This window comes from Parundibacterium terreum (genome assembly GCF_014636315.1).
GTDB lineage: Bacteria > Pseudomonadota > Gammaproteobacteria > Burkholderiales > Burkholderiaceae_D > Undibacterium > Undibacterium terreum.
This window is the reverse complement of record NZ_BMED01000006.1, coordinates 390,842-416,863: the sequence shown is the minus strand read 5'-3', so window position 1 is coordinate 416,863 and position 26,022 is coordinate 390,842. Positions and strand designations below refer to the sequence as shown.

The 26,022-nt window shown below is 58.2% G+C and carries 21 protein-coding genes; 13 read left to right on the top strand and 8 right to left on the bottom strand.

All coding sequences use genetic code 11. The features are described 5' to 3' along the window. Nucleotides 1-135: 135 nt before the first annotated feature. On the bottom strand, nucleotides 136-1,041 hold the full coding sequence (locus IEW12_RS24815; RefSeq protein ID WP_188568808.1) for a LysR family transcriptional regulator: 906 nt from the start codon (nucleotides 1,039-1,041) through the stop codon (nucleotides 136-138). Between the two features lie 116 nt (nucleotides 1,042-1,157). On the opposite strand from IEW12_RS24815, the gene IEW12_RS24810 reads away from it, so the two are divergent. From IEW12_RS24810 to mrdA, 3 genes are all read left to right on the top strand, one after another. After that, nucleotides 1,158-1,796 (top strand): glutathione S-transferase family protein, encoded by a 639-nt coding sequence (locus IEW12_RS24810; RefSeq protein WP_188568807.1) that lies wholly within the window; start codon nucleotides 1,158-1,160, stop codon nucleotides 1,794-1,796. After that, entirely contained in the window at nucleotides 1,793-2,758 is a 966-nt protein-coding gene (locus tag IEW12_RS24805; RefSeq protein WP_188568806.1) for a pyridoxamine 5'-phosphate oxidase family protein, read from the top strand. The genes IEW12_RS24810 and IEW12_RS24805 overlap by 4 nt, the downstream gene beginning before the upstream one ends. Nucleotides 2,759-3,307: 549 nt before the next feature. Next, nucleotides 3,308-5,227: a penicillin-binding protein 2 gene (mrdA, locus tag IEW12_RS24800; protein WP_188568805.1), complete on the top strand. Its 1,920-nt coding sequence runs from the start codon at nucleotides 3,308-3,310 to the stop codon at nucleotides 5,225-5,227. Between the two features lie 104 nt (nucleotides 5,228-5,331). Here mrdA and IEW12_RS24795 read toward each other — a convergent pair whose 3' ends face one another. The 4 genes from IEW12_RS24795 to IEW12_RS24780 all read right to left on the bottom strand — a co-directional run bounded on the left by IEW12_RS24795 (nucleotide 5,332) and on the right by IEW12_RS24780 (nucleotide 9,427). Next, complete coding sequence (locus tag IEW12_RS24795) at nucleotides 5,332-5,682, bottom strand: BON domain-containing protein (RefSeq protein WP_188568804.1); 351 nt, start codon at nucleotides 5,680-5,682, stop codon at nucleotides 5,332-5,334. 233 nt (nucleotides 5,683-5,915) lie between these two features. Next, nucleotides 5,916-7,337, bottom strand: coding sequence for a sigma 54-interacting transcriptional regulator (locus IEW12_RS24790; protein WP_308789157.1), 1,422 nt, complete (start codon nucleotides 7,335-7,337; stop codon nucleotides 5,916-5,918). A 16-nt stretch (nucleotides 7,338-7,353) separates the two neighbouring features. Further along, nucleotides 7,354-7,998 carry a hypothetical protein gene (locus IEW12_RS24785; protein WP_188568803.1) on the bottom strand — a complete coding sequence of 215 codons (645 nt, stop codon included), beginning with the start codon at nucleotides 7,996-7,998 and terminating at the stop codon, nucleotides 7,354-7,356. Next, nucleotides 7,979-9,427 carry a sensor histidine kinase gene (locus IEW12_RS24780; protein WP_188568802.1) on the bottom strand — a complete coding sequence of 483 codons (1,449 nt, stop codon included), beginning with the start codon at nucleotides 9,425-9,427 and terminating at the stop codon, nucleotides 7,979-7,981. The genes IEW12_RS24785 and IEW12_RS24780 overlap by 20 nt, the downstream gene beginning before the upstream one ends. A 333-nt stretch (nucleotides 9,428-9,760) precedes the next feature. Here IEW12_RS24780 and IEW12_RS24775 point away from each other — a divergent pair, with 333 nt between their 5' ends. From IEW12_RS24775 to IEW12_RS24755, 5 genes are all read left to right on the top strand, one after another. Continuing rightward, a complete protein-coding gene (locus IEW12_RS24775; protein WP_188568801.1) occupies nucleotides 9,761-11,026 on the top strand; it encodes a beta/gamma crystallin-related protein in 1,266 nt (421 codons plus the stop codon). Nucleotides 11,027-11,121: 95 nt separating this feature from the next. Continuing rightward, nucleotides 11,122-11,487, top strand: coding sequence for a hypothetical protein (locus tag IEW12_RS24770; RefSeq protein ID WP_188568800.1), 366 nt, complete (start codon nucleotides 11,122-11,124; stop codon nucleotides 11,485-11,487). Nucleotides 11,488-11,672: 185 nt separating this feature from the next. Beyond that, complete coding sequence (locus IEW12_RS24765; RefSeq protein WP_229751331.1) at nucleotides 11,673-12,503, top strand: substrate-binding periplasmic protein; 831 nt, start codon at nucleotides 11,673-11,675, stop codon at nucleotides 12,501-12,503. Nucleotides 12,504-12,739: 236 nt separating this feature from the next. Beyond that, nucleotides 12,740-13,993 (top strand): hypothetical protein, encoded by a 1,254-nt coding sequence (locus tag IEW12_RS24760; protein WP_188568799.1) that lies wholly within the window; start codon nucleotides 12,740-12,742, stop codon nucleotides 13,991-13,993. A gap of 217 nt (nucleotides 13,994-14,210) precedes the next feature. Next, complete coding sequence (locus IEW12_RS24755; RefSeq protein ID WP_188568798.1) at nucleotides 14,211-15,425, top strand: hypothetical protein; 1,215 nt, start codon at nucleotides 14,211-14,213, stop codon at nucleotides 15,423-15,425. On the opposite strand, the gene pdxR is transcribed toward IEW12_RS24755, so the two are convergent. Then, nucleotides 15,418-16,887 (bottom strand): MocR-like pyridoxine biosynthesis transcription factor PdxR, encoded by a 1,470-nt coding sequence (pdxR, locus tag IEW12_RS24750; RefSeq protein ID WP_188568797.1) that lies wholly within the window; start codon nucleotides 16,885-16,887, stop codon nucleotides 15,418-15,420. The two genes, IEW12_RS24755 and pdxR, sit on opposite strands and share 8 nt — an antisense overlap. Before the next feature lie 84 nt (nucleotides 16,888-16,971). Here pdxR and IEW12_RS24745 point away from each other — a divergent pair, with 84 nt between their 5' ends. The 3 genes from IEW12_RS24745 (at nucleotide 16,972) to IEW12_RS24735 (ending at nucleotide 21,594) form a co-directional block, all read left to right on the top strand. Then, on the top strand, nucleotides 16,972-17,661 hold the full coding sequence (locus tag IEW12_RS24745) for a glutathione S-transferase N-terminal domain-containing protein (protein WP_188568796.1): 690 nt from the start codon (nucleotides 16,972-16,974) through the stop codon (nucleotides 17,659-17,661). A 47-nt stretch (nucleotides 17,662-17,708) separates the two neighbouring features. Next, nucleotides 17,709-18,638, top strand: a complete 930-nt coding sequence (locus tag IEW12_RS24740) for a DMT family transporter (protein ID WP_188568795.1) — start codon at nucleotides 17,709-17,711, stop codon at nucleotides 18,636-18,638. Nucleotides 18,639-19,431: 793 nt separating this feature from the next. Then, nucleotides 19,432-21,594 (top strand): S46 family peptidase, encoded by a 2,163-nt coding sequence (locus tag IEW12_RS24735; protein WP_188568794.1) that lies wholly within the window; start codon nucleotides 19,432-19,434, stop codon nucleotides 21,592-21,594. Nucleotides 21,595-21,669: 75 nt separating this feature from the next. Here the strand turns inward: IEW12_RS24735 and IEW12_RS24730 are convergent, their stop codons facing one another. Then, nucleotides 21,670-22,986, bottom strand: a complete 1,317-nt coding sequence (locus tag IEW12_RS24730; protein WP_188568793.1) for a glycosyltransferase — start codon at nucleotides 22,984-22,986, stop codon at nucleotides 21,670-21,672. A 3-nt stretch (nucleotides 22,987-22,989) separates the two neighbouring features. Continuing rightward, a complete protein-coding gene (locus tag IEW12_RS24725; RefSeq protein WP_188568792.1) occupies nucleotides 22,990-23,916 on the bottom strand; it encodes a 1-aminocyclopropane-1-carboxylate deaminase/D-cysteine desulfhydrase in 927 nt (308 codons plus the stop codon). A 251-nt stretch (nucleotides 23,917-24,167) separates the two neighbouring features. On the opposite strand from IEW12_RS24725, the gene IEW12_RS24720 reads away from it, so the two are divergent. Beyond that, complete coding sequence (locus tag IEW12_RS24720; protein WP_188568791.1) at nucleotides 24,168-25,064, top strand: methylglyoxal synthase; 897 nt, start codon at nucleotides 24,168-24,170, stop codon at nucleotides 25,062-25,064. A 7-nt stretch (nucleotides 25,065-25,071) separates the two neighbouring features. After that, nucleotides 25,072-26,004, top strand: coding sequence for a transcriptional activator NhaR (gene nhaR / locus IEW12_RS24715; RefSeq protein WP_188568790.1), 933 nt, complete (start codon nucleotides 25,072-25,074; stop codon nucleotides 26,002-26,004). The last annotated feature ends 18 nt before the right edge of the window (nucleotides 26,005-26,022 follow it).

The window sequence follows — 26,022 nt, the reverse complement described above, 5'->3', positions numbered from 1 at the left end:
TGTCAAATCTACCTTTTGAATGTGACTGGCATATGACCTGCGGTCTTGTTTTGCCTAAGCTCCCTGGTTCTGTTCAGCTCTTGCTATCAGGCATTTTCTGAATGGAAATTGATGCGTCAATATGGACAATAAGTTTTATTTGGGCAAAGGCTGCAGCACTTCCAGCTTGCTGAGGCATTCCACCGCATGATCCATGAAGGCGCGCAGCTTGGGTGCCATATGGCGCGCGCTGGACACCACCAGGCTCACTGGAACAGCATCGTTTTCCCAGTCGGGCATCAGCCGTACCAGCGTGCCTTTGGCAATATCGTCTGCCGCCTGGTAAGACAGCGGCCGCCCCAGGCCCCGGCCGGAGCGCACCGCAAACAGCATCGCGTCTACATCATTGACGGTCAGGCGCGGCGTGACGCGCACTGTGTGATCGCTGCCCGCGTGGCGGAAGCGCCATTCCGGCGGTGCGGGTACACCGGTATTGTGGATGGTGTCATGCGCGGCCAGGTCATCCGGTGTCTGCGGTGCGCCGCGCTTGGCAATATAGTCGGGGCTGGCGACCAGCAGGCGCTTTACCTCGCCCACTTTGCGCGCCACGATGCCGGCATCCGCCAGCCGGCCTATGCGCACGGCTAGGTCCAGACCTTCTTCTATCAGGTCCAGATTGCGGTCGCCCAGCATCAGCTCCACCTGCATGGACGGATACTTGTCCATGAAGCTGAGCACGACCGGCGCTACATGGCGGCGGCCGAATACCTGCGGCGCGGTGACTCTCAGCTTGCCGCGCAAGGGTGCATCGGCGTCTTCACGCACCGCATCTTCATAGTCTGCCAATACCCGCCGCGCCAGCTCGGCCAGCCGCAGGCCGGCTTCGGTGGCGGCCAGCCTGCGGGTAGTGCGCTCTACCAGCCGCGTGCCTACCCGCTCTTCCAGAGCCGCCAGTGTACGCGTGACGGCAGGCGGAGAGCGTCGCAGCTTGCGCCCGGCGCCGCTGAGGCTGGCAGTTTCCAGGATGGCAAGAAAAACGACTAATTCATCCAATCTATCCATAGAAGCCCCTTTATTCTTCCTATTTGTGGAAAGCTGATTTCCACTATAGCATTATTTACGTCATATACCGGAAGAGTTATCATCATCGGCATAGTCCACACACCGAGGTAAGCGCCATGACCAGCACATCCAGACAGCCTGCCGACATCACCTTGCACGGCACCATCTATTCCGGCCACTGCCACCGCGTGGAGCTTTTGCTCACCATGCTGCAGATTCCTTACCGTTTTGTGGAGGCAGCGGCGAGCAAGCGGGCGACGCCGGAATTTTTGCAATTGAATCCGCTCGGCCAGATACCAGTGCTGCAGGATGGTGAGCTAACGCTGACCGACAGCAATGCGATCCTGGTGTATCTGGTGAAACGCTATGCGCCAAACAGCCAATGGTTGTCGGATGATCCCGTCACCGCGGCACAGATACAGCGCTGGTTTTCGATTGCAGCGGGCGAAGTGAAATTCGGACCTTGCACTGCACGCATGGCTCTGCAATGGAATGCGCCGGGAGATCCGGTCGTGGCCGCGGGAATCGCCAACAGGCTGTTCCAGTTTATGGAGCAGTACCTGGCGGAGCGCAGCTATCTGGCAGCAGAATACCCAACTCTGGCCGACCTCGCCTGCTACTCCTATATCGCGCACGCCCCTGAAGGCCGCATCCCGCTGGAACCCTATCCGAATCTGCGTGCCTGGCTGGCAAGGATAGAAGCACTGCCGAACTTCAAGGCCATGCCCAAATTGCCTGTACCGGCGGCAGCATGAGCCCCGTACCAGTCATAGCGGCTGAAGCGGCAGAGCATGCCGACTTTGAGCATACGCCCTTCCACGCCGGCGAATTACGCGCGCACCAGTTGGCTGGCGGCGGCTCCAATGGTGCCGCCATCCGCGACTATATGCCGGAGCAGCACCGCAGCTTCTTCCCGCTGCTTCCCTATCTGCTGGCCAGCACCACCGATGCAGAAGGCTGGCCCAGCGCCATCATGCTGGCAGGCCAGCCCGGATTCGTCAGCAGCCCGGACGCCCGCAGCCTGCACCTGGCGGTACAGCCGGAAGCCTTTGCACCGTACACCGAACAATTCGCCATCGGCAAAGCGATAGGCCTGCTGGGCCTGGACCTGTCCACCCGCCGCCGCAACCGCGCCAACGGCTTCATCGCCAATAGCGACGGACAAGGCATGCTGGTTGCAATTGAGGAATCCTTCGGCAACTGCCCCAAATACATACAGCTACGCGATGTGGAGTTCATCTCCGGTCCCCGTGCCGAACCGGAAATCACGCACTTTACTCGGCTGGACCAGCAAGCCGGCGAGCTGATCCGCCAGGCCGACACGCTGTTCGTCGCCACCAGCGGTGGAGAGGGCGAGGGTACAGACATCTCGCATCGCGGCGGCCGCCCCGGCTTTGTCCGCATCGCTTCCGACAAAGACGGCGACACGCTCACCATCCCTGACTTCACCGGCAACCGCTTCTTCAATACCCTGGGCAATATGCTGATGGACCCGAGAGCGGCGCTGCTGTTCGTCGATTTTTCTACCGGCGACCTGCTGCATGTACAGGGCACGGTAGAAGTACTGTGGAACTCAGAAGAAACCGCCGGCTTCGCCGGTGCGCAAAGGCTGTGGCAACTGAAGGTAAAACGCATCTGGCGCAAGACAGCCGCCTTGCCGCTACGCTGGACCTTGCGCGAATATGCACCGACTACGCTGGCGACTGGCGTCTGGTAGAAACCGAAATCCTGCGAAAATAGATTCGCCAAAACCAGGCCGAACTGGTGTGGAAGTTGAAGTTGCTTTTGACCTTGCTTTTGACCCACCCCGCTGGGGATGCGGCATTTTGTGCGTTACAGAAAATGGATCAGAAATGAACGTTGTTTGAGCCGAAGGCGAGTTTCGTTCATTTCCCATTTTTTGTAATGCAGCAAAATGTGATGGGGCACAGCCCCATCACCCGTAGGGCAAGTCTGCGGTCGCCTTTTTTTGCTTACTTTTTCTTGGGGGCCGCCGAGGTGCGAAACAAAAAAAGTGAGTAGCATGCCGGGCTACCCCCGGCCAGCGATCTCAACCAGCCCTAACTATAGAAGAGAGAGGCAATCGCCTATACTCACACGAAGAAAATTTTTCCATCAACAATTCCATACAAAATAAATAGCGCACACGGCTGATAATTCAGCCACAAACACATCCCCCATCGCTATACTTGCGAAACCAATTTTTTCCCCAACACCACCCAACAACCCCAGCCGCCGCAAGCAGCAAAACCACCTCCTCCCCGGTATGACCGAACTCCGAAACACCGAGCGCGAGCTCCATCTGTTCAGGATGCGCCTGCTCTTCGTCGGCATCGCCATCTTCCTGTGCTTCTGTACGCTGATAGTGCGCTTCGCCTGGCTGCAAATCATCAAGCATGACCAGTACGCGCTGCTGTCCGATGAAAACCGCATCCTGACGGTGCCGGTGGTGCCGAACCGCGGCCTGATCATGGACAGGAACGGCGTGCTGCTGGCGCAGAACTACTCCGCCTATACGCTGGAGATTACGCCGTCCAAGATTACCGAAGACATGGACACGCTGCTGGACAAACTGGCGCGGCTGGTAGACATCCAGCCCAAGAACCGCAAACAATTCGTCAAGCTGCTGGAGGAATCGAAAAATTTCGAGAGCATCCCTATCCGCACCCGGCTGACCGATGAAGAGATTGCCCGTTTCACCGCACAGCGTTTCCGCTTCCCCGGCGTGGAGATACAGGCGCGCGCCTTCCGCCGCTATCCGCTGGGCGAAACGGCGTCGCACGTGCTCGGCTATATAGGCCGCATCAGCACCAAGGATGCACAGAATATCGCCGACTCGGAAGACGAGGCCAACTACAAGGGCGCCAGCTATATCGGCAAGGAAGGTCTGGAAAAGAGTTATGAGAAGGTCTTGCACGGCACTACCGGCTTTGAGAAAGTGGAAACCACGGCTGCCGGCCGCGCAGTGCGCACGCTGTCGCGTACTGCGCCGGCATCCGGCACCAACCTGATCCTGTCGGTGGATATAGAGCTGCAAAAGATCGTTGAAGAAGCCTTTGGCGACAGGCGCGGCGCGCTGGTGGCGATAGAACCGGAATCCGGCGATGTGCTGGCCTTTGTGTCCAAGCCGACCTATGACCCCAACCTGTTTGTGGAAGGCATAGACCAGCAGAGCTGGAATGAATTGAATACTTCGCCAGACCGGCCGCTGCTGAACCGCCCGCTGACCGGCGCCTACCCACCCGGCTCGACCTATAAGCCCTTCATGGGCCTGGCCGGGCTGGAGCTGGGCAAACGCATGCCGTCGTCAGCGATCTTCGATGCGGGTTTCTTCAACCTGGGCAATCATCGCTTCAATGACGACAAGGTAGGCGGGCACGGCACGGTGGACCTGTATAAATCCATCGTGGTTTCCTGCAACACGTATTACTTCATGCTGGCCAACGACCTGGGCGTGGATGCGATCCATGATTTCATGCAGCCTTTCGGCTTCGGCCAGAAGACCGGCATAGACCTGGATAATGAAAAAGCCGGCCTGCTGCCGTCCACCGCGTGGAAGCGCAAATCGTCCAAGAACGTGGCACAGCAAAAATGGAATGCCGGCGACACCATCTCATTGGGCAACGGCCAGGGCTACAACACCTTCACGCCCTTGCAGATGGCGCATGCGGTGGCAACCCTGGTCAATGGCGGCAAGGTCATGCAGCCGCATCTGGTGAAGATACTGGAAAACCCGCAAACCCATGCAAGAACGCTGACGGTGAACAAGGAAAGCGGCCACATCCCGCTCAAGCCGGAAAATGTGGAAGCGATCAAGCAGGCGATGGTGGGCGTCACCAGGGAAGGCACCTCGCGCGGCGTATTTGCCAACGCAGAATACGTGTCTGGCGGTAAAACCGGAACGGCGCAGGTGTTCACGCTGAAGCGCAACGAGAAATACAATGCCAGCCGCCTGGCGGAACGCCTGCATGACCATGCGTGGTACACCGCTTTTGCGCCTGCCGACCATCCGCGTATCGCTGTTGCCATCATTGTCGAGAATGCGGGCAAGGGGGCCGAAGCGGCTGCACCTATTGTGAAGAAGGCGCTGGACTACTACCTGCTGGGCAAGCGGCCCGCAGCTACGGACAAAAACGTACCGAAAATCCCGGCGGCGCCGGTAGTTGATGAAAGTGAAGAAGACTAAAAGAAAACCGGGACTGCTTTGCAACAGTCCCAGTCCGAGCCATGGCCTTGAATGGGGAGGGCCGGCTCTTTAAGGTGGCAAACCTTTTACAGCGCTAGCAACAATTAGCTGGCTTTGACTTGCAGCTGGTTCTGGATGTCTTTCACACCTTCAATCGCAGCGACCATCTTGATCACGCGGTCACCGGCTTCTGCAGTCGGCACGGCACCGGTCAGTATTACAACGCCTTGCTTGGTGGTCACATTGATTTTCAATGCGGACACTTCTTTATCGGATACCAGAGCGCTCTTCACTTTAGCAGTGATCACGGAATCATCCACGGCGACAGCGGCTTTTTGCGTCATGCTTGGCTTATCAGCCTGGGCAGTTACGGTATCGGCTGCGAAGGAAGATGCTGCAGTAACAGACAACAGGGCAGCGGCGAACAGGGGAGCGATCAGTTTACGGTTTTGCATGGTAAATCCTTTCAAATCGGGTTTAAGGCAACGCTGCGGAAGTGTGGATTGCAGCGCTACTCCCTAGCCATACAGCACAGGCCGTGCCAGCCTGAAAAAACCCCATGCATTCAACCACTTAGAGCATTTATTACCTGCAGTCCAGGCAACAAACAGTCGTTTTAACGCTATTTGTGTCGGGATATGGCGACATGCAAAAAGAGCAAATAACTAAGTCTTTGATTTAAAAGGATTTAATCCTGTCGCTCATCAGCGACAGCCTCTCCGTCTGCCCTGAACAGGCTAGGTGTCAGCTCATGTTTTTGCAGCAGACGGTAGAACTCGGTACGGTTGCGATCGGCCAGCCTGGCGGCATCGGAAACATTGCCGTCGGTCAGCTTCAGCAGTTGTATCAGGTAGTCGCGTTCAAATTTCTGCCTGGCCTCGGTATAGCTGAGCACTTCCAGCGACGGCACACGCAGCGCGCGCTGCACCAGCGACAGCGGTATCAGCGGCGCTGTCGCCAATGCACAGACCTGCTCCACCACATTATGCAACTGGCGTACATTGCCGGGCCACGGTGCCGCCATCAATGCGGCCAGCGCGTCGGGTGCAAAGCCATTGATATGCTTGCCGTATTTTTCCGCCAGCGCCTGGCGGAAATGATTGGCCAGCAATGCGATGTCTTCACGCCGTTCCGCCAGCGAGGGCAGCGCCAGCGTGACCACATTCAGGCGGTAATACAAATCCTCGCGGAACTGACCCTCTTTCATTGCCACGTCCAGATCGCGGTGGGTAGCGGACAGCACGCGCACATCCACTGCAATCGCGGCATCCGAGCCCACTTGCCGCACCGTGCGTTCCTGCAATACACGCAGCAGCTTGACTTGCAAGGGCAGGGGCATGTCGCCTATCTCATCCAGGAACAGCGTGCCGCCGTGCGCCGCCTGGAACAGGCCGTTGCGGTGCGCCACCGCGCCGGTGAAAGAACCTTTGACATGGCCGAACAGTTCCGACTCCAGCAATTGCTCGGGGATGGCACCGCAATTGACGGCGATGAAGGGCGCCTTGCTCCTGTGGCTGGCGCGGTGGATCGCGCGCGCCAGCAATTCCTTGCCGCTTCCGCTCTCTCCCTGTATCAGCACGCTGGCGTCGGTGCCTGCAACCAGCTTCGCTTCTGCCAGCAGCTCGGCCATGCGCTGGCTGCGGCTGATCAGTTCGGCACGCCAGGCTTCATCCTTGCTGGCCGGGCCGGAAGCGGGGCCGCTCAGGCTGAGCGCATGCGCGACCTTTTCCAGCAGCACATTGCCGTCAAAGGGTTTGGTCAGGTAGGCATAGGCACCGCGCGCAGTAGCTTCCACGGCATCCGGTATCGTGCCGTGCGCGGTCAACAGTATCACCGGCAGCGCCGGATACTGGCTGCGTATATCGTCAAACAAGGCCATGCCGTCCCGCCCCGGCAGGCGCACATCGGTGATCACCAGCGCCGGCAAGTCTATCGCCAGCCTGGCAACCGCGGCCTCGGCACTTTCTACCGCGGTCACCCGGTAACCGGCGGCACTGAGGCGCATGGAGATCAGGGTCAGCAGGTCCGGGTCATCGTCCACCAGCAGGAGCTTGGCCTGTTCATTTTTCGGCTTGCCGGGTTTGTCGAGTTTGTCGAATTTATTCATCATGATGCTTGCATGCCTGTCACTGTTTGTTTTCGCCGGCGGGCGCAGGGGAAGACGGGGGGCTGGTCGGGGCGCCCTTGCTGCGGGCCGGCAATTGCCGTTCTATCGCCTTCAGGTCTTCCAGTTTCTGGCTGAGCTGGTCCGCGCGGCGTTGCGCGTCCTTCAATTGCTGGCCCTGCTTGTCGGCCGCTTCGTCCAGCCGCCGCCACTCGGCATAGTTGGTATATAAAAAGTAAGCCAGCGGCTTGATATGCTCGGCATCGGCATCGCTGGATTTGACGACGCCGTCCAGCACCGCCTGCGCGCGCGCCAAGTCGCCATTGCCGCGCATGAAACCTAGAATGATGGCGCGCTGCACATCGCGGTGAGGATTACGCGCCAACACATTCAGGTCAGCCAGCATCCGGGGCAGATCGGTCTGCGGTAGCAGCCGGGTACGCTGGTAGTAGGCCAGCAGGTCTTCGGTTTCGTTGACGGCAAGCGGCGCCGGTGCCGGTAAGCTTGCAGCTACGACGGGTGCCGGCTCGGACACCTGCGGCGGCGTCTTGCAGGCTGTTAGCGTTGTCGCCAGCAGCACAAGTAATACAGGTAGCACGCGCAGCGCCAGCGAGCGCATGCCACGCGAGAACAGGGAAGAGTAATATTTAGCGCAAGTGGAATTCATAAGGCAGATCTATCCGGAAATGGGCACCCGCGTTCGCAGGCAGCAGTTGCACTTGGCCGCCGTGGGCGGCGATGTATTCTTGGACGATGGACAAACCTATGCCATTACCGCTACGGGCGCCAGAAGGCTGGCGGGCGCCCTGGTAAAAAGGTTCAAAGATGCGCGCAGCATCGGCAGCGGCGACACCCGGTCCCTGGTCCATGCAGTCAATGCGTACGCCGGTATCTGCATACAACAGTGCAAAGTGTATGGCCCCACCGCTAGGGCTGAAGCGCACCGCATTCGACAACAGGTTGGCCAGCACTACCCCCAGTTTTTCAGCGTCGGCAACGATGTTTCTTGCCTCACCTTTTTCATCAACATCCACTTGCAGGCTGCGCGCCTGCCATTGCAGCCGCTGGTCATCGATCACCGTGTGCAGCAACTGCACCAGGTTGACCGGTGTGCGCTGCAGATGCTGTGCATCAAACTCGGCCGCGTTATAACGCAGCAGGTCTTCTATCTGCGTCTGCAGCGATGCGGTGTTTTGCCGCAGGATGCGGGCAATTTCTCGCTGGTTGTCGGACAAGCTTCCCGCCACCTCATCTTCCAGCAAGGCCACGCCTTCGCGCAGTGCGGCCAGCGGTGTTTTCAGCTCATGCGAGATATGCCGCAGGAAGCGCGCCTTGTCAGCCTCAAGGTCTGCCAGCCTTTGCCGCAGCCAATCCAGTTGCCGGCCCAGCTTGCGGATGTCGGCCGGGCCGCTGACAGCTATCGCCTGGTCAAAGCGGTTTTCACCCAACCTTTCAATCGCGACTTCTACCTGCGCCAGCGGGCGCGACAGCCACAGGCCGAAAGACAGAGCCAGCAAAATGGCGATGATCATGGCACCAGCGACTAGCCCGCTCAATAAGCGCCGCTGGCGTTCCAGCTCGCTCAGCGATTGATCGTTGCGGCGTTCTATCTCGCGCTTGCCGGCCAGAGCCAATTGGTCATTGATCTCCGGCAGCCGCACAAATGCCTGCGACAATTCCTGTTGATTATGGTGCAGCTTGTTTTTACCGCCTTGCCGTCCCTCCTGCAGCACCTGCCACGCCAGCTCGCTTTGCGTGTTCCAGTCTGTTACTTGCTGCTGCGGCAGATCGGGAATCGCCTGCGTCAATGCCTGCAATGCGTTGCGCGCTTCCTGCCAGGCATCAAAGAAGATATCGCGAAAGGCTGTATCGTCCAGCACCAGGTATTGGCGCGCGCTGCGCTCCATCGCCACCGTGCGCTCGGCCAGCTTTTGCGCATCCTCGGTCAGTTGTACCGCCTGATGCGCTACCGCTCGGCTTTGCTTGGTCAGCCGTTCCAGCGTCAGCAGCGCGTGCACCGAAGTCCCGCTCAGCAATAATGCGATGAACAGGAAACCCGCAAACAGCAGTTGACGGAAGGAGAGTTTTGCAAGCATGGTATCCCGAGCAGGGCCTTACTGAGGCTTAAATGAGATCGGCAGCCAGCCTACATGCTCGATTGCCGGTCGGTAAGGAAATTTATCTTTATTTTGTAAGCAAATTTGTTACTCTTCTGCTGGGCGCAAATAGGCCGCCAACCAGCATTGTCCAGTAATGACTGTAGCAGTCGGCGGCCAACCGCTCCGTGTGTTTGCGCACAGATGAAAATCCGTGTTACGTCTTGTAATACAAAAGCGGTCAACGGCACATTGCAAGCGAGCGTTGTTGAAACACGGCAAACTTGCCTACCCTCGCGGAAAACAAAAACGATAATCTATGAAGGAACAATCATGAAGCGCTGGATACAGGCTCTGACATTTAATACCCCGGCCAAGGCCGGCTTGCTGGCAATCGCCGCACTCGCCTCTTTGTGCGGCTCGGCCGCGCAGGCCGGAGAAATCACTTTGTATGAACATCCCGGTTTTAACGGCCGCCAGGTTGAGCTGCGCGATGCCACGCCCAGCCTGCGCAATATCGGCTTTAATGACCGCGCCTCCAGCATGGTGGTGCGCTCCGGACGCTGGGAAGTCTGTAGCGACGACGACTTCCGTGGTAGCTGCGCAGTGCTGGACCGTGGCGAATACCGCGCCCTGGATCCGCGCCTGAACGACCACATCTCCTCGGTGCGCGAAGTGGGCTATTCCGGCGGCGGCAATCCCGGCAATGGCCCGGACCGGCCTCGCAGGCGCGCTGTCATCGACATGTTCTCCGCCCCCAACTTCGGCGGGCAATCGATCAGTCTCAGCGAAGATGCACCCAACCTGAGGCAGCAGGGCTTCAACGATACCGCCATCAGCATCAATGTGCAGGAAGGAAACTGGGTATTGTGCAGCGATGCCAACTATGGCGGCGACTGCCGCACCTATGGCCCTGGACGCTATCCTGACCTGGGCTATGGCATGGCGAGGGCGGTCTCTTCTGCCCGCGTGCTGGAAGATCGTTATGACAACCGTCCCGTGCATGGCGGCGGCTGGGACAGGCCGCGCCGGGATGACGACCATGACGGCCGCCCCGACTACAGCAATAATAATGCGCGCCTGGTGCTGTTCTCCGAAGACGGCCTGCGCGGCCGCAGCATGGCGGTCTCCGGCAATGTAGTCGACTTCAGCAGTGCAGACTTCAATGACAGGGCTGCATCGATGGTGATCGAGAGCGGTTATTGGGAATTCTGTTCCGATGCCTACTTCCGCGGCGAATGCCGGGTCTTGGGCCCAGGCCAGTATCCACGTCTGGAGCCTGTGTTTTATCGCAGGATTTCGTCGGTGCGTGCCGCTGCGCCGCAGGCGAATAATCCGCCGCCAGCGAGCCGTGCCGCGGTTGAACTGTTCAGCGCCAACAACTTCGGCGGCGACCGTTATGAAGTGGCGCAGAATCTGTCCACCTTCCGTAACGGCGGCTTCAATGACAGGATACAGTCGCTGGTGATCCATGAAGGCCAGTGGGAATTCTGCACCGACGCCGATTTCCGCGGCCGCTGCACCGTGTTCGGTCCGGGACGTTATCCTGGCCTGGGCGGGCTGGAAAACCAGTTGTCTTCGATGCGCAGGGTACGTTAATACCCGGTTTTCGGAGGACTATCGCTGCGACGGTTTACAATACTGCCTGCCGGCGTTCACCATGAACGCCGGCCTGAATTTATCAAAAGGCAATAATGAACAAATCCGAAGCCATACAGATCGCCAATGAATCCCTGCGCGCCAATCTGCTCAATGACGGCAACACGCAATTTTCCAATGTGGTTCGCTATGTGAACGACGAGGGCTGGTGGCTGAATATTCCTTTGGCCAACTTCAGGAAAGAAAACCATTTCCTGATCTGTAGCGAAAAAGCCAAGATCATCCGCCATCTGACGATTAAAGCGAACAACATCCTCAGTCCGGCGACCAAGTTCCGGGTCAAGGACGGTGTCGCAGATATTTTCATCTCCGCTGCCAATCCCAAAAAGCTGGTAGACATCCTGCAAGGCGGCACAAAGTACAGTTTTAACAAGCATTTAGTCGACGAACACCGCTATTGAGAAGCTGTTGTGAAATTGGGCTGGCTAGGCGCGACGACGAAGACAGTACGAGTAGTACGGCGAGGAGGAGCAACAACGCCAGCGCAATTTCACAGCGGCTTCTAAGCTTGTTTTAATGCATTAAGTGGTATTAGCGCTCCCCGCTTATGGCATACTCAAGCCGTGCCAGCTCCCCTGAATTCCTCATGCAGAAAGTGACATCTTATTTCCGTGCCATCCGCCGCAGCATGCTAGCAAGCCTGCTGGCGGGCGCGGCTCTGAGCGCTCACGCATCCTGCACCCGCCCCATGAATGTGCCGCTATCGCCTATAGGCCTCAGTGTCATCGCGAATGGGGATACGGTCAGCGGTGTCTATCCTGATGTACTGCGCACCGCCGGCACAAGGGAAGGCTGCAATTTTGAATTTTCAGTCGTGCCACGCGCACGCTTGAGCGCGATGTTTGATGCCGGTAAGGCAGATCTGCTGATACCTGCCTCCAAATCCGCCCGCCGCGACGAGCACGGTATCTTCGTACCGCTGATCTTTGGCCGCGCGATGGTAATCTCGCTTGCCTCCGACCGGGCACCTATACGCAGCGCGCAGGATTTGCTGGACAGGCGAGATTTGAAAGTAGCGCTGGTACGCGGCTTTGATTTTGGCGATGCTTACCAGAAACTGGTCAAGGAACTCAGCAGCCAGGGCCGTGTATTTTTAGACACCGACGTTGTCTCCGTAGCCAGGTTGATGCAATCCGGCAATGCCGATGTGACCATCATGGCACCATCCATCCTTGCTGGCGCAATACAGGCAGAACCGCGCACGCCCGGGCTGCTGGAAAAACTGCGCTATGAGCCTATCGATGAATTGCCGTGGAGCGACAGCGGCGCCTATATCTCCCGTACTTCACTCAATGAAACCGACCGCAATGCGCTACGCGAGTTGCTGGAACGCAGCGCAAAATCCGGCGCGATCTGGAATGCCTTCCAGCGCTATTACCCTGCAGGGGTGCTGAGCGGTAGCATACGACCACGCTAGCCGGTAAACCTCCTTGCCTGTCTCATTTTAGTGAAATTCCGCTGTACCAAATTGCCTTTGAGGTGCAAAATTGGGCCAAGGAAAGGCATGCCTGCATGCAGCTTTTCTCCTACTTTACTTATTGGCACGGGTATCTGAATTTATTAGAACAATTAAAACAACAGGTCCGCGTGCGCAATTCATCGATGGTTGAAGCAGCCGGCGCGGCCTGAGAGCTTATCTCTGGGGGAATGGCAATGCGTTTGCTGAACACAGTTGTAGGCCCATCGGCACTCACCGACGGCTTCACGCGCATTACTGCGCGTATCGTGATGGACATCGAGGAAGAAATGTCGCTGTGGGTCGACGTGCCCGATGAATTAAAAGACGGCATCTCCGATTCCGGCAACCCCTGGGTCATCGCCATGCTGCCTATTGCCGCCGCCAGACATGAAAATATCCAGCTTTCGCTACCGGTAGATGCGCTGCTGCTGGAAAACCTGCGCGGCATATCGAAAATCTGGTCAGGCTGGTATCCCGAACTATCGGAAGTGGCGATAGATTGCAGTACTTTCTCCAGCATAGAAACCCTAAAACCGGAAAAATGCGCTGCGTTTTTTTCCGGCGGCATAGACTCCTATTACACCATTGCCCGGCGCCTGCCGGACAGCGGCACCGGACTTCCCGTGGTCGGCCATATCGACGATCTGCTCAGCGTATGGGGCTTCGATGTGTCAGCCAATGACGAGGCCAGCTTCAGCCCCATGGCCAAGGGGCTGATCTCCGCAGCAAAACAGATCAGGCGCAAGCACGCCATCATCCGCACCAACTTGCGCGACAACCGCACGCCGTGGTTTACCCGCTGGGGCCCATTGACCAACGGCGCCGGCTTGGCCTTCATCTCGCTGGTGCTGGAAAAGCGCTATCGTCAGGTGGTGCTGGGCTCTTCCTTCCCCAACTACACCTATGTGGACTGGGGTTCGCATCCGCTGGTGGACCATCTGTTTTCAACCTCCGCAACCCAGATCGTGCATGACGGCCCCAGCGTCACGCGAGTACAAAAGACCGACCTCGCCGCGCAATTTCCACCGGCGCAATCGGCGCTGCATGTCTGCCATGCGATAGGGGATGATAACTGCTCGGAATGCGAAAAATGCTACCGCACCATGATCACGCTGGACATACTCGGCCATAAGGAGAGGATGTCCAAAGTATTCGACTGGTCCAAATACCATGTCGAGGCGGTGCGGAAAATCAAGATAGGCAGCAAGGGCGACAAGGTCTTTTACGGCGAGATCCTGGATGCGGCGCGCGCAGCCAAGCGCGCAGACCTGGTGAGCGAACTGGAAAGCGCAGGCATACGCTCCCGCACAGCGTCGCCGGCACTGAAGACCAGCGAATGGCTGATGCAACTGCCCGGCTTGTGGCGTGCCGGCATGGCGCTCAGAAAATTCGTGCTGCGCAATTCCATCACTGCCAAGTATATCAAGCACTCCAGCGACAAACCCTGAGGGCTGGCCCTGATCGGCCTGGCCCGGCATGGTATCGCCTGTGCCTTTTTTCCGGTACTGCGGTGCTGTGTCTTTTTGAGCAAAAGTGCATGATCCGCATTGTGCTTTGCAGAGCAAATCCGCTACACTTTGTTATCAAATAGTTCACTCAAATGCCGATGCATGATTGTATTGATCAAGGCAGCGGATCCAGATAGCACCACCATGGAGAAGAACGATGCGTTTGCTGGATGTCACGATTACCCCGTCCCCGCGCACTCCCGGCTATACCAGGAGCACCGGCAGTATCGCTTATGACAATGGAGAGCAGCTGCAGGTTTGGGTTGACGTGCCGGACGCCATCGCAGCAGGCCTGTCCGATAGCGGCAATCCCTGGCTGATCGCGATGCTGCCCATGGCAGCAACCAGGCATGAAAACATCGAACTGTCGCTACCGGTGGATGGGCTGTTGAAAGAGAACCTGGGCGCAGTGCTGCGGGTCTGGGTGGACTGGTTCCCCGATCTGGCCGAAATCGCCATCGATTGCCCTACCTATCACACAGACGGCCTGCATCCCGATGGGAAGATCGCGGCATTTTTTTCCGGCGGCGTGGATTCTTATTTCACGCTGGCCAGGCATTTGCCGGACAAGGATTATGGCTTGCCGTGCATAGGCGATATCGACGACTTGCTGACCGTATGGGGATTCGATGTGCGTATCCACAACGAGACCGGCTTCACGCCTTTGCTCAATATGCTGACGCATGCCGCCGGCCGCATAGGCCGCAATCATTTTGTGATCCACACCAATCTGCGCGACCAGGCCTGGACCGAGCGCTGGGCCCAACTGACGCATGGAGCGGGCATGGGCTTCGTCTCGCTGATGCTGGAAAAACGCTACCGCCAGGTGCTGCTGGGCTCCAGCTATCCTTATCCCACCTTGCTGCCCTGGGGTTCCCACCCGATGACGGACCCGCTGTTTTCAACGTCCACGACCCAGGTCGTACACGATGGCGCGGTTGCCACCCGTGTGGAAAAAACCGAACTGGTCGCGCGCTTCCCGCCGGCCCAGACGGCCCTGCATGTCTGCATGGCCCTGCCGGAAAAAAATTGTTCGCACTGCGAGAAGTGTTATCGCACCATGATCACGCTGGACATACTGGGTAAAAAAGAAGCGATGGCCGAGTCCTTCGACTGGTCCAGGTATGACTTGGCAAAAATCAAAAAGCTGAGCGTAGGCGGCATCCATAATCTGGTCGTACACCGTGCCATCTTGCAGGCGGCGGAAAAAGCCGGCCGTCAGGATATAGCCAGCGGCCTGCGGCAGGCGATGTGGCGTTCGACGCTGAGTTTTCCTTTCCTGAAGATCAGCGAGCGCCTGTTCAAGCTGCCGGGCGTATGGCGTGCCGGCATGCTGCTGCGCAAGCTGGTGTTGCACAAGAAGCTTAACTGACGCTCTGCATGAGGCGGCGCAGGATGGCCATCGCCGTCGGTATCGCCGCTTCGTCAATCGCGCCATAGCCGAACACCAGGCCCGCCTGCTTCGGCTGTCTGCCGATAAAATACTGGCCCAGCGTATTGATGCTGACACCGTGCGCTGCGGCCTGCTGCCTGATCGCCTGCAAATCATTGCCTTCGTGTGCCAGCGCAGCCAGGTGCAGGCCGGCAGCCGACGGCAATGCCTGCAGGCGGCCGGGGAAGTCTGCCTGCAAGGCATCCAGCACCAGGCGGCGGCGCCTGTCATACACTTGCCGCATCTTGCGCACATGGCGGGCCAGATGGCCTCCGCTGATGAAAGCGGCCAGCGTATCCTGCGCCACCAGATTGCCATGCCAGTCGCTGCACTGGCGGGCGGCGGCCAACGCAGCCTGCGCCCATACCGGTGCCACCACAAAGCCCAGGCGCAACCCTGGGAACAGGCTCTTGGAAAAGGTCCCTACATAAAATACTGCATCGGCCCGATCCAGCGTTTGCAGCGCATCCAGAGGGCGGCCGCCAAAACGGAATTCACTGTCGTAATCATCTTCGATGATTACCGCACCGTATTTTTGCGCATGCTCCAGCAAGGCGGCCCTGCGCCGTGCCGACATCGCCACACCGAGCGGGAACTGATGCGAAGGCGTGACGCAAATGATGGCTGCATTCTTTGGCAACTGTTCCACGATAAGCCCTTCTGCATCAACCGCCACCGGCACCAGCTTCGCACCGGCCGCCGCCAGTGTCGCCCTTAGCGGCGGATAGCCTGGGTCTTCCACCGCCACCAAAGTCTTGCCGGGCGTGACCAGGATGCGCGCGAGCAAATCAAAGGCTTGCTGCGCACCGGAAGTCACCAGAATATCCTGCGGGCTGCAGGCGACGGCACGCGTCAGTGAAACATGCGCTGCAATGGCTTCCCGCAATCCCTGCCTGCCTTCAGGCCCCTCATAACTGGCTACCGACTTCGACAATTGATGCAGGCTGCGCGCGGCCAGGCGGCGCCAGATATCAAAGGCGAAATGCCTCTGGTCCGGGCTACCGAGCTGGAAGTCGTATGCAGGGATGCTCCCCCCGCGCGCCTGTACTACGGCCGGGGGCTTGCGCCAGTAGGCATTCAGCCTGTGTTCGTCCGCCTGCGGCAAGCTCGCATTGCCTTGCCTGCGGAGTTCCGTGTGCCTGGGCAGCAGTTGGGCAACATAGGTGCCGGCACCGGGCCGCGCTTCCAGATAACCCTCTCCCAATAGCAAATCATAGGCAGCCACTGCAGTATTGCGCGATACGCGACATGTTGATGCCAATACCCGCGTCGACGGCAGCCGCAAGCCGGGTTGCAGGCGGCCGTCCAGGATTGCCGCCCGCAGTTGCCCATGCAGCGAACGCAGCAGATTGCGGCTGTCCCTATCCGGCAACTCCAGTGCCAATTCGAAAATTGGTTCCATAAATTTGGCTTAATGTGGATCTTTTAGCATACCAGATTACACCCTATCCTGTGCCTTATCGACAAGCACGGATGGAGAAACCAAGTGATAGACCTCTACTACAGCGCTACCCCCAACGGCCACAAGATGACCATGTTCCTGGAAGAAACAGGGCTGGAACACCGCATCATCCCGGTCAGCCTCAGCAAGGGCGAGCAATTCAAACCGGAATTTCTGGCGATATCGCCGAACAACAAGATCCCGGCGATGGTGGACCATGCACCGGTTTCCGGCAACCAGCCTGTCGTGCTGTTTGAGTCCGGCGCCATGCTGCTGTACCTGGCAGAAAAGACAGGCAGCCTGATCCCCGGCGATCTGCAGGGCCGCATGGAAGTATTGAAATGGCTGTTCTGGCAAGTCGGCGGCCTCGGCCCCATGGCCGGGCAGATAGGCCATTTCAATGTGTATGCGCCGGAAAAAGTACCGTATGCGATACAGCGCTATACCAATGAAACCAATCGCCTGTATGGCGTGCTGAACAGGCAACTTGCAGGACGCGATTTTATCGCCGGCGCATTTTCTATCGCCGACATCGCCTGCTATCCGTGGATAGTGCCGCACCAGGCACATGGCCAGGATCTGGCGCAATTCCCCCATCTGCAACGCTGGTTCCATGCGATGGCAGCCCGACCGGCAACGATACGCGCTTACCGGGGCATGGAAGATGTATACACCAAGGCAGAGCCGGTATCGGCAGAGGCACGCAAGATACTCTTCGGCCAGACCGCCAGCTAGCCAGTTAATAGAACAAGCTTTTAGCTTACCAAATCGGAGGCGGCAAAATGAAAAAGCGAGACATCGCAACACTCTTGTTCCTGGCCGGACTGTGGGGAGCTTCCTATCTGTTCATGCGCATGGGCGCAGGCGAGTTTGGCGCACTGGCAATGGCAGGATCGCGCGCCGCCGGTGCGGCGCTATTATTGCTCCCCTTGCTGGCCTCACGCCGCGACGGCGGGCTGGCCGCACTGAGAACACACTGGAAGCCGATCGCCCTGGTAGGCATCACCAACTCCGCCTTGCCCTTTGTGCTGTTCGGCTTTGCCGCGCTCAGCATCAATGCCAGCCTGTCTGCCATCTTCAACGCCGCCACCCCTTTGTATGCCGCGCTTATCGGCCTGCTATGGCTGCGCGAAAACATCAGCGCCCAGCGCGGCCTGGGCCTGGCGATAGGCTTCGCCGGCGTGCTGTGGCTGGTATGGGACAGCGCCGGCTTCAAGACCGGCACCAGCAACACTACCGCCACCGGCTGGGCCGTACTGGCCTGCCTGGCCGCAACCCTGCTCTATGCATTCTCCGCCCACTACAGCAAGCAACGCCTGGCCGAAGTGCCGCCATTAGCCGTCGCCACCGGCAGCCAACTGATTTCCGCAGCAGTGCTGGCCATACCCGCCATCCTCTACTGGCCCGCAGTAACACCCTCAACACACGCCTGGCTCGCCCTGCTGGCCCTGACTGTCGCCTGCACCGCCCTGGCCTATGTCCTGTTCTTCAAACTGATCGCCGACGTAGGCGCCTCTCGCACCATGACCGTGCCTTTCCTGGTACCCGCATTTGGCGTGCTGTGGGGAGTACTATTTCTTGGCGAAGAGTTTACTTTCAGGATGGGGGTGGGGAGTGGATTGATTGTCATCGGGACCGCGTTGACTACCGGCTTGATCCGGGTACCCGGTTGGGCCTTAGGTCGTGCTGCCGTTGTGGCTGACACAAAATAAGTTTAGATCGCTGGCCGGGGGTAGCCCGGCATGCTACTCACTTTTTTTGCTTCGCACCTCGGCGGCCCCCAAGAAAAAGTAAGCAAAAAAAGGCGACCGCAAGCCTCGCCCTTCGGGTTCCCGATTATGCGGTACAAAAAATGGGAAACAGGCGAAACTCGCTGCGCTCAGACACACCTGTTTCTGATCCATTTTCTGTACCGCACAATCGGCGAGGCTCCGAGCGGTTGAACGTCAAAAACAAGCTCAAAAGCCAAATCAAAAACAACGGCAACCAGATTCTCTTTTTTCAAAAGAATCTCACTATTCAAATTAAGTTGGTTTGATGTAGGGGGTTGGGGTTGTTCTTGACGCTGCTTTTGAATTACCCCCGCTCGGGACACAGCATTTTGTGCGTTACAGAAAATGGATCAGAAATGAACGTTGTCTGAGGTGTAGCAGGGGTTTCACGGAGCACTGCTCCGTGCCTGCGTAACGGTATCCGCTTGCAAGCGGATATGCGCCCTGCAAGGGAAGCGAGTTTCGTTCATTTCCCATTTTTTGTAATGCAGCAAAATGTGATGGGGCGCAGCCCCATCACCCGAAGGGCAAGTCTGCGGTCGCCTTTCTTTGCTTACTTTCTTTGGCGAAGCAAAGAAAGTAAGTGGCCGCCGGGCTACCCCCGGCCAGCAATCCCCAAAAAAAACCATCCTTATAATCAAAAGGCATCAAACAATGCCATATCGTCATTTGACGACAAAAACACCACCCCTATATACTTGCCCGTTCCCAATCAAACAAAAATGAGATTATCTTGTCAACATTATCGTTAAAAGCGATCCTCCTGCCGTTCGCCGTGCTGGGCGCGACCCTCCCAGCGCAGGCCGACGAAGGACAGTGGCAGCCCTACCAGTTGCCGCAACTGAAATCCGAACTGAAGCGCATAGGCATCACGATACCGGCAGAAAAACTGGCTGATATCACCAAGCATCCGATGAACACCATCGTATCGCTGGGCGGTTGTTCTGCATCCTTCGTTTCCACCGACGGCCTGGTAGTGACCAACCATCATTGCGCTTACGGAGCGATACAGCGTAATTCGACAACGGCGCATAACTATATTGCCAACGGTTTCCTGGCGAAGACGCGCGCGGAAGAATTGCCTGCAGGATCGAATCAGTTGATCTATGTGACGGACAAGGTAGAGAATGTGACGGATCGCGTGCTGAAAGGCTTGAGCGCAAGCCTGTCCGGACGCGAACGCAGCGAGCAGGTGGAAGAACGCATCAAGCAGCTGATCGCGGAATGTGAACAGGACAAGGATTACCGCTGTACCGTGCCCAGTTTCCACCGCGGGCTGGAATACTACCGGATCCGCCAGTTGATGATACGCGACGTGCGCCTGGTGTATGCGCCTACCGAGAGCATAGGCAATTTCGGCGGCGATATAGACAACTTTGAATGGCCGCGCCAGACCGGTGACTTTTCCTTCCTGCGCGCCTATGTAGGCAAGGACGGCCGCCCGGCAGACCCGTCGCCTGACAACGTGCCTTACCATTCCAAGGACTTCCTGGTGGTGTCGGCAGAAGGCCTGGTCAATGGCGATCCTATCCTGCTGGCCGGTTATCCGGGACGCACCAGCCGCTACAAGCTGCCGGTGGAAATCCGCTTTGCTCGCGATGCGACCTACCCTAAATACGTTGCCGAGGCGACCGCGGACCTGGATGTGATCGCGCAGGCGACCAAGGGCAATGCCGAATGGGGCGTGCGCTATGCAAACGTCGTCAAGAGCATCAACAATGGCCTGAAGAAAACCCAGGGCTTGCTGGACGGATTTAACCGCAAGGATATCGCGGCAATCAAGGATAGCCAGGATGCCGAGTTCCGCCAGTGGCTGGCCAAGCAGCCAGACACGGCGAAAAACAATGCGTTGATGGCAGACCTGGATGCGGTCATCGCTGCAGACATGGCGCTGAGCGAGCAGCAATCCGCCTACAACGTCGCCACCTCCAGCGATCTGCTGCGCAGCGCCCGCACGCTATACAGGCTTGCACTGGAACAGCAAAAACCGGATGCCAAGCGCGAAGCAGGCTACCAGCAGCGCGACTTGTCGTTCATCAAGGCCCGCCTGTCCCGTCTGGAGCAATCCTTTATCAGTGAAGTGGACCAAGCGCGCTGGAAAGCCGCGCTGCAGCGCTACCAGAAACGTGCAGCGGCCGAACATCCTCCGGCTCTTGACGCCTTGTTGCCGAATGCCGATGCAATTGCCGGCCTGTACCAGAAATCAGAACTGGCCGATACCGCCAAACGCCTGGCCTGGATAGGCAAGGATGCGGACAGCATGACAAAATCCGACGACGCCATCCTGCAACTGGCAATCAAACTGAATGATGTAGCGATGTCGCTGGAAAACCGCCGCAAGGAAGTGGACGGCAATCTGGAACGCGTGATTCCGCAATACATGCAAGCCGTGATCGCCTGGAAAAAATCGCAGGGCAAGCCCGTATATCCGGACGCCAACTCCACCTTGCGCGTCACTTACGGCACGGTAGCGCCGTATTCACCGCGCGACGGCATCAGCAAGGGTCCGTTCACAACCGTGGAAGGCATAGTCGAGAAAACGACCGGCAAGGAGCCGTTTGATTCACCGAAAGCCTTGCTGGATGCGATCAAGGAAAAACGCTATGGCGGATTCCGCGATGCAGCGCTGGGAACGGTGCCGGTCAATTTCCTGTCCAGTGCGGATACCACCGGCGGCAATTCCGGCTCCGCAGTGATGAACAAGCGCGGCGAACTGGTGGGCCTGAATTTCGATTCCACCTATGAATCGGTAACCAAGGACTGGTACTTCGATCCGGCAATTACACGCGCCATCCATGTGGATATTCGCTACATGCTGTGGGTGATGAAGGAAGTTGATCACGCAGACAATCTGCTGAAAGAAATGACGATCAAATATCCAGCGAAGAAAAAATAAACGTACAAGACTGATGCAAGAACGATGCAAGGGCGGTGCCGTTAATAAGGCACCGCCCTTTTTTATCGCCTGTTTTTATTTTCCGGCCAACTGGTTCTTGGCAGTGATCCATTGCGACATATACTGCGTGCTCTTGTGCAGGTGATGGCGCAGCATCGCTCCGGTAAAATTCTGTTGGCGGCAGTTCGACTGATTCTGTCTTGCGTCGCTCAGGCGTGACAGCAAACCCTGTGCAATATCCTGCCGCGCAAAACGCTGTTGCAGGATGTCCCTGCCATGCTGCTGTGCCTGCTGCCAGGCCGCCTGGTCCTGGTACAGCGCCACCGCCGCAGCGGCAAAGCTATCGCCATCCTCGGCCACCACACCGGCCCAGGGCAGCGTCCCGCTCATGCCTTCGCTGCCAATGGCTGTCGTCACGCTGGGCGTGCCGCACAACATCGCATCCGCCAGCTTGCCCTTGATGCCGGCGCCGAAACGCAAAGGCGCCAGGCAAACCCGGCTTTGCGCCATGACCCGCTGCGCATCGTCGGCCCAGCCCAGCACATGAAAGCCCTGGCGAGGATTATGCAAGGCTGTTGCTTTCGGCGGTGGATAGGAGCCATACACATGCAGCTCGGCCTGCGGCAATTGCCGGCGTATCGCCGGCCACAACGCATGTTTCAGCCATAGCACCGCATCCCAGTTCGGCGCATGGCGGAAATTGCCTATGCTGATGAAGTGCTGCCGCTGCTCAAATTCCAATCCTGGATTCGCAGTAGCAGAAGCGACCGACATCAGCGCGCAGTGGTGCAACAGATAGGCAGGCACCGAGAAATGCTGCTGCAAGAAATCCCGCTCTATATCCGAGATCAGCAGGCTCAGGTCGCAACGATAAATGGCGGCAATCTCGCGCTGCGCCGTATCGTCCACCGCCATCACTTCGTGCAACTCTGCCTGCGTCGCACGTACAGGACCTGCGCTCTGTTTTTGCTGTTCGTTGCCCAAGCCTTGCTGTGCCTGCTTCAGCAAGCCATGCCTGGCGTCGCGCAGACTATGCAGATCCACTGTATCCAGCACGCGCAGCGCTTGCGGGCATATTTTTTCCACGCGCCAGCCGAATTGTTCTTCAGTGAAGAAGCGGTCGAACAGCACCATGTCCGGCTGCAACCCGGCAATGAAGTGGTCGAAGCTGTCGCTGTTGACTTCTATGCAGACTTCGCTGACGCCCAGCGCAGGTAATTCCGCCCTGTGCTCCGACAAGGCAGCCGCGCTGGCAAAAGTGACTTGCCACTGCTGCTGCAGAAAAAGGTGAATGAATTCCATCATGCGGCTACCGGCCGCCGACGAGCGCGGCTCCGGCCATACATAGCCTATGATCAGTACATTCTTTAAAGGCTGCATATCCGTTGGCATCAGCTACCCTGCTTGTTCTTGGTAGGCCGCAAATCCGCGCGCACCCTGCAGGCCGCCGGTATGCACGGCTACCACGCTTTCATCGGGCCGGAATTCACCGTCCGCCGTCAATTGTTTCAGCGCATGGAACATCTTGCCGGTATAAACAGGCTCCACCGGAATGCCGGTCCGCGCGAAAAAGTCGCGGCAAAATGCCAGCAGCTCATCTGTTACTTTCGCATAACCGCCGTGATGAAAACCGGTCAGCAATTCGTAATTGTCATAGGCGGGATAGCCGGCCTGCTGCAGCAAACGTGCTATCTCTGCGCGCAGGTAATCAGCATTTTTAAGCACGGCAATGCCCAGCACCCGGCCGCGACCGCGCATACCGGCCAGCAAGCCGGACAGAGTCGCACCGGTGCCGCAGGCGACCACCAGCGTATCCGGCACGAAAGGAAGCTCATCCACCAGCTCGGCCACGCCATGCAGCGCTGCTGCAGAGCTGCCGCCCTCGGGGAACCAGGTCCACTCATGATCATCCTTGCCCGCATGTTTGCGCCATTGGTCCGGTACATCGCGCAATGCACGGTATTCTTCCCGCGTCACGAACCGTATCTCCATACCCAGCCGGCGGCAATCGTCCAAAGTCGCGCTGTCGGTCACATGCGGGCCGCGCACCAGGCCCAGGCATGGGTAGCCGCAAATCTTTGCCGCATGCGCCAGCGCGTGCAGGTGGTTGGACCAGGGGCCACCCATGGTGATCAGCGCCACCGGTTTGGCTGAATGCTGTGGCAACTGCTGCAGCCGCTGCAACGGAAACTTCAGCTTGCGGAACTTGTTGCCCGATACCTGTGCATGCAGCATATCGTCGCGCTTGACCCAAACCTGCCGCCCGAGCACCGAGGCATCCGACAACAATTGGCAGGGAGAGGTAAAAATCGGAAATGGCATGGCGATGGCCGTTGCAAGATGCTGCGAGAGAAGAAAGACCGGATTATGCCTGAGTTTAGCTGCGTTTTCCCCATCAGGATGGCCGTGCATCAGCTATGAAATGTCAATCCCCGCATTGATAAGCCCACGTTTTTTCTTATTCCGCGCAATAAAACATGCAGCAAAGGAAATTTTTATCGCCTGCTTCCAAAACCATGGCAAATAGGCAGTAAACTATCTGCAGCCTTTCAATCCCTACGGACGCACCATCCATGAATCTTCCCGCACGTCGCCTGCGTATAGGCCTGATCGCCAACCGCTCCCACCAGGATGCCGCCAATTCGGCGCTGGTGCAATTGTTTCGCGGTGCAAAAAACGCCTTGCAGGCGCTGCAGCCCGAGCTGATCGTAGTGGGCCGCACGCTGGATGCGCTGGCCTCGCATGATTTGATCAACGGTTTTCCGGCGATGCAGCGCTTCCCGTATGGCCGCGAGGGCGGTTTGATGAAGCTGGTGTCGCGCGTGGTGGACAGCGATCCGGAACGCACTGTCGACGCAGTGATCTACCTAATCGACCCGGTGGATCCTTCCTCCATCTTTCCCGAGGCGCTGGCGCTGAAGCGGCAATGCGTGATCCATAACAAACCCTTCCTGTCCACGCTGGCCAGTGCGCGCGAGTGGCTGGAGCTGGAAGCGATGGCGGCCGGCGCCACACCGGATGCTGCGCTGGATGCAAGCTTTTCGTTTGCCGGCGAGGGTATCGCACTCATCGCCCATGATGCGATGAAGGAACGCATGCTGGCATTGGCGGAACAGCACTTTGAATTGCTGGACGGCTACGCAATGCGCTATGCGACCGGTACCACCGGCGGCCTGCTGAACAAGCTGGCGCAAAAAATCAAGGGAGAAGAGGCTGGCCGCAACTGGGTACGCCCCTTCCTGTCGGGCCCATTGGGCGGCGATGCGCAAATCGCGGAACTGGTGCTGGAGCGGCAGATACGCCGCATCCTGTTTTTAGAAGACCCGCACGTGGCGCGCCAGCATGAGGCCGACATCCAGTTGCTGGAGCGTGCAGCGCGCACCGTCAGCGATTTTTCCACCGTGATCAGCGATGCGCAGGGAGCGGACCGCTGGCTCAGCCTGCTGACTCGCCGCTGCGCAACATGCTGACAGCACAATGAAGCATACCGGCCTCAACCTGCGCCACCTGTATTACTTCTGGGTGGTCGCCAAGGAGGGTGGCGTCACGCGCGCCGCCGAGCGCCTGGGCGTGGCGATACAGACCATCAGCATGCAACTGGCACAACTGGAGCAGGCTGTCGGCAAATCGCTGCTGACCACGCAGGGACGGCGCCTGGTGCTGACCGAGGCCGGACGGGTGGCGCTCAGCTACGCCGACCAGATTTTCCTTCTGGAAGAACAGATGCAGGATGCCCTGGCAGAAACCGATCTCGGCAGCAGCATGCGGCTGACGGTGGGTATTTCCGATTCCCTGCCCAAGCTGATCGCCTATCGCCTGCTGGAAACTGCATTGCGCCTGCCGCAAAAAGTCAGGCTGGAATGCTATGAGGGTAAGTTTGAATCCCTGCTGGCCGATCTGGCGCTGCACAAGCTGGACGTGGTGCTGACGGACAGGCCGGTCAGCGCCGGCACCAGCCTGCGGGTGTTCAGCCATCCGCTGGGCGAATGCCAGATCCAGTTGTTCGGCATACCGACGCTGGCAAAAAAATACCGCGACAACTTCCCGGCCAGCCTGCATGGCGCGCCGGTGTTGCTGCCTACCCGCAACAATGCGGTGCGCGGACGGATAGACCAGTGGTTTGAGCTGCATAATGTGAGGCCGGACGTCGTCGGCGAATTTGAAGACAGCGCGCTGCTGAGCACTTTCGGCCGCAGCGGACTGGGCCTGTTTCCAGCGGCATCCATCCTGGCGGCCGACGTTGCGGAACAATTCGGCGCGGAACTGGTCGGAGAGTTAAGCCAGGTGCAGGAACAGTTTTACGCAGTCTCCACCGAACGCAAGATCAAGCATGCGGCCGTGGAAGCCATCCTGACTGCAACACATGGCGGCATCTTTAGCTTGGCGGAAAATAAAATCTTAGAAAAATAGCAAAACAACCTGGGGAAC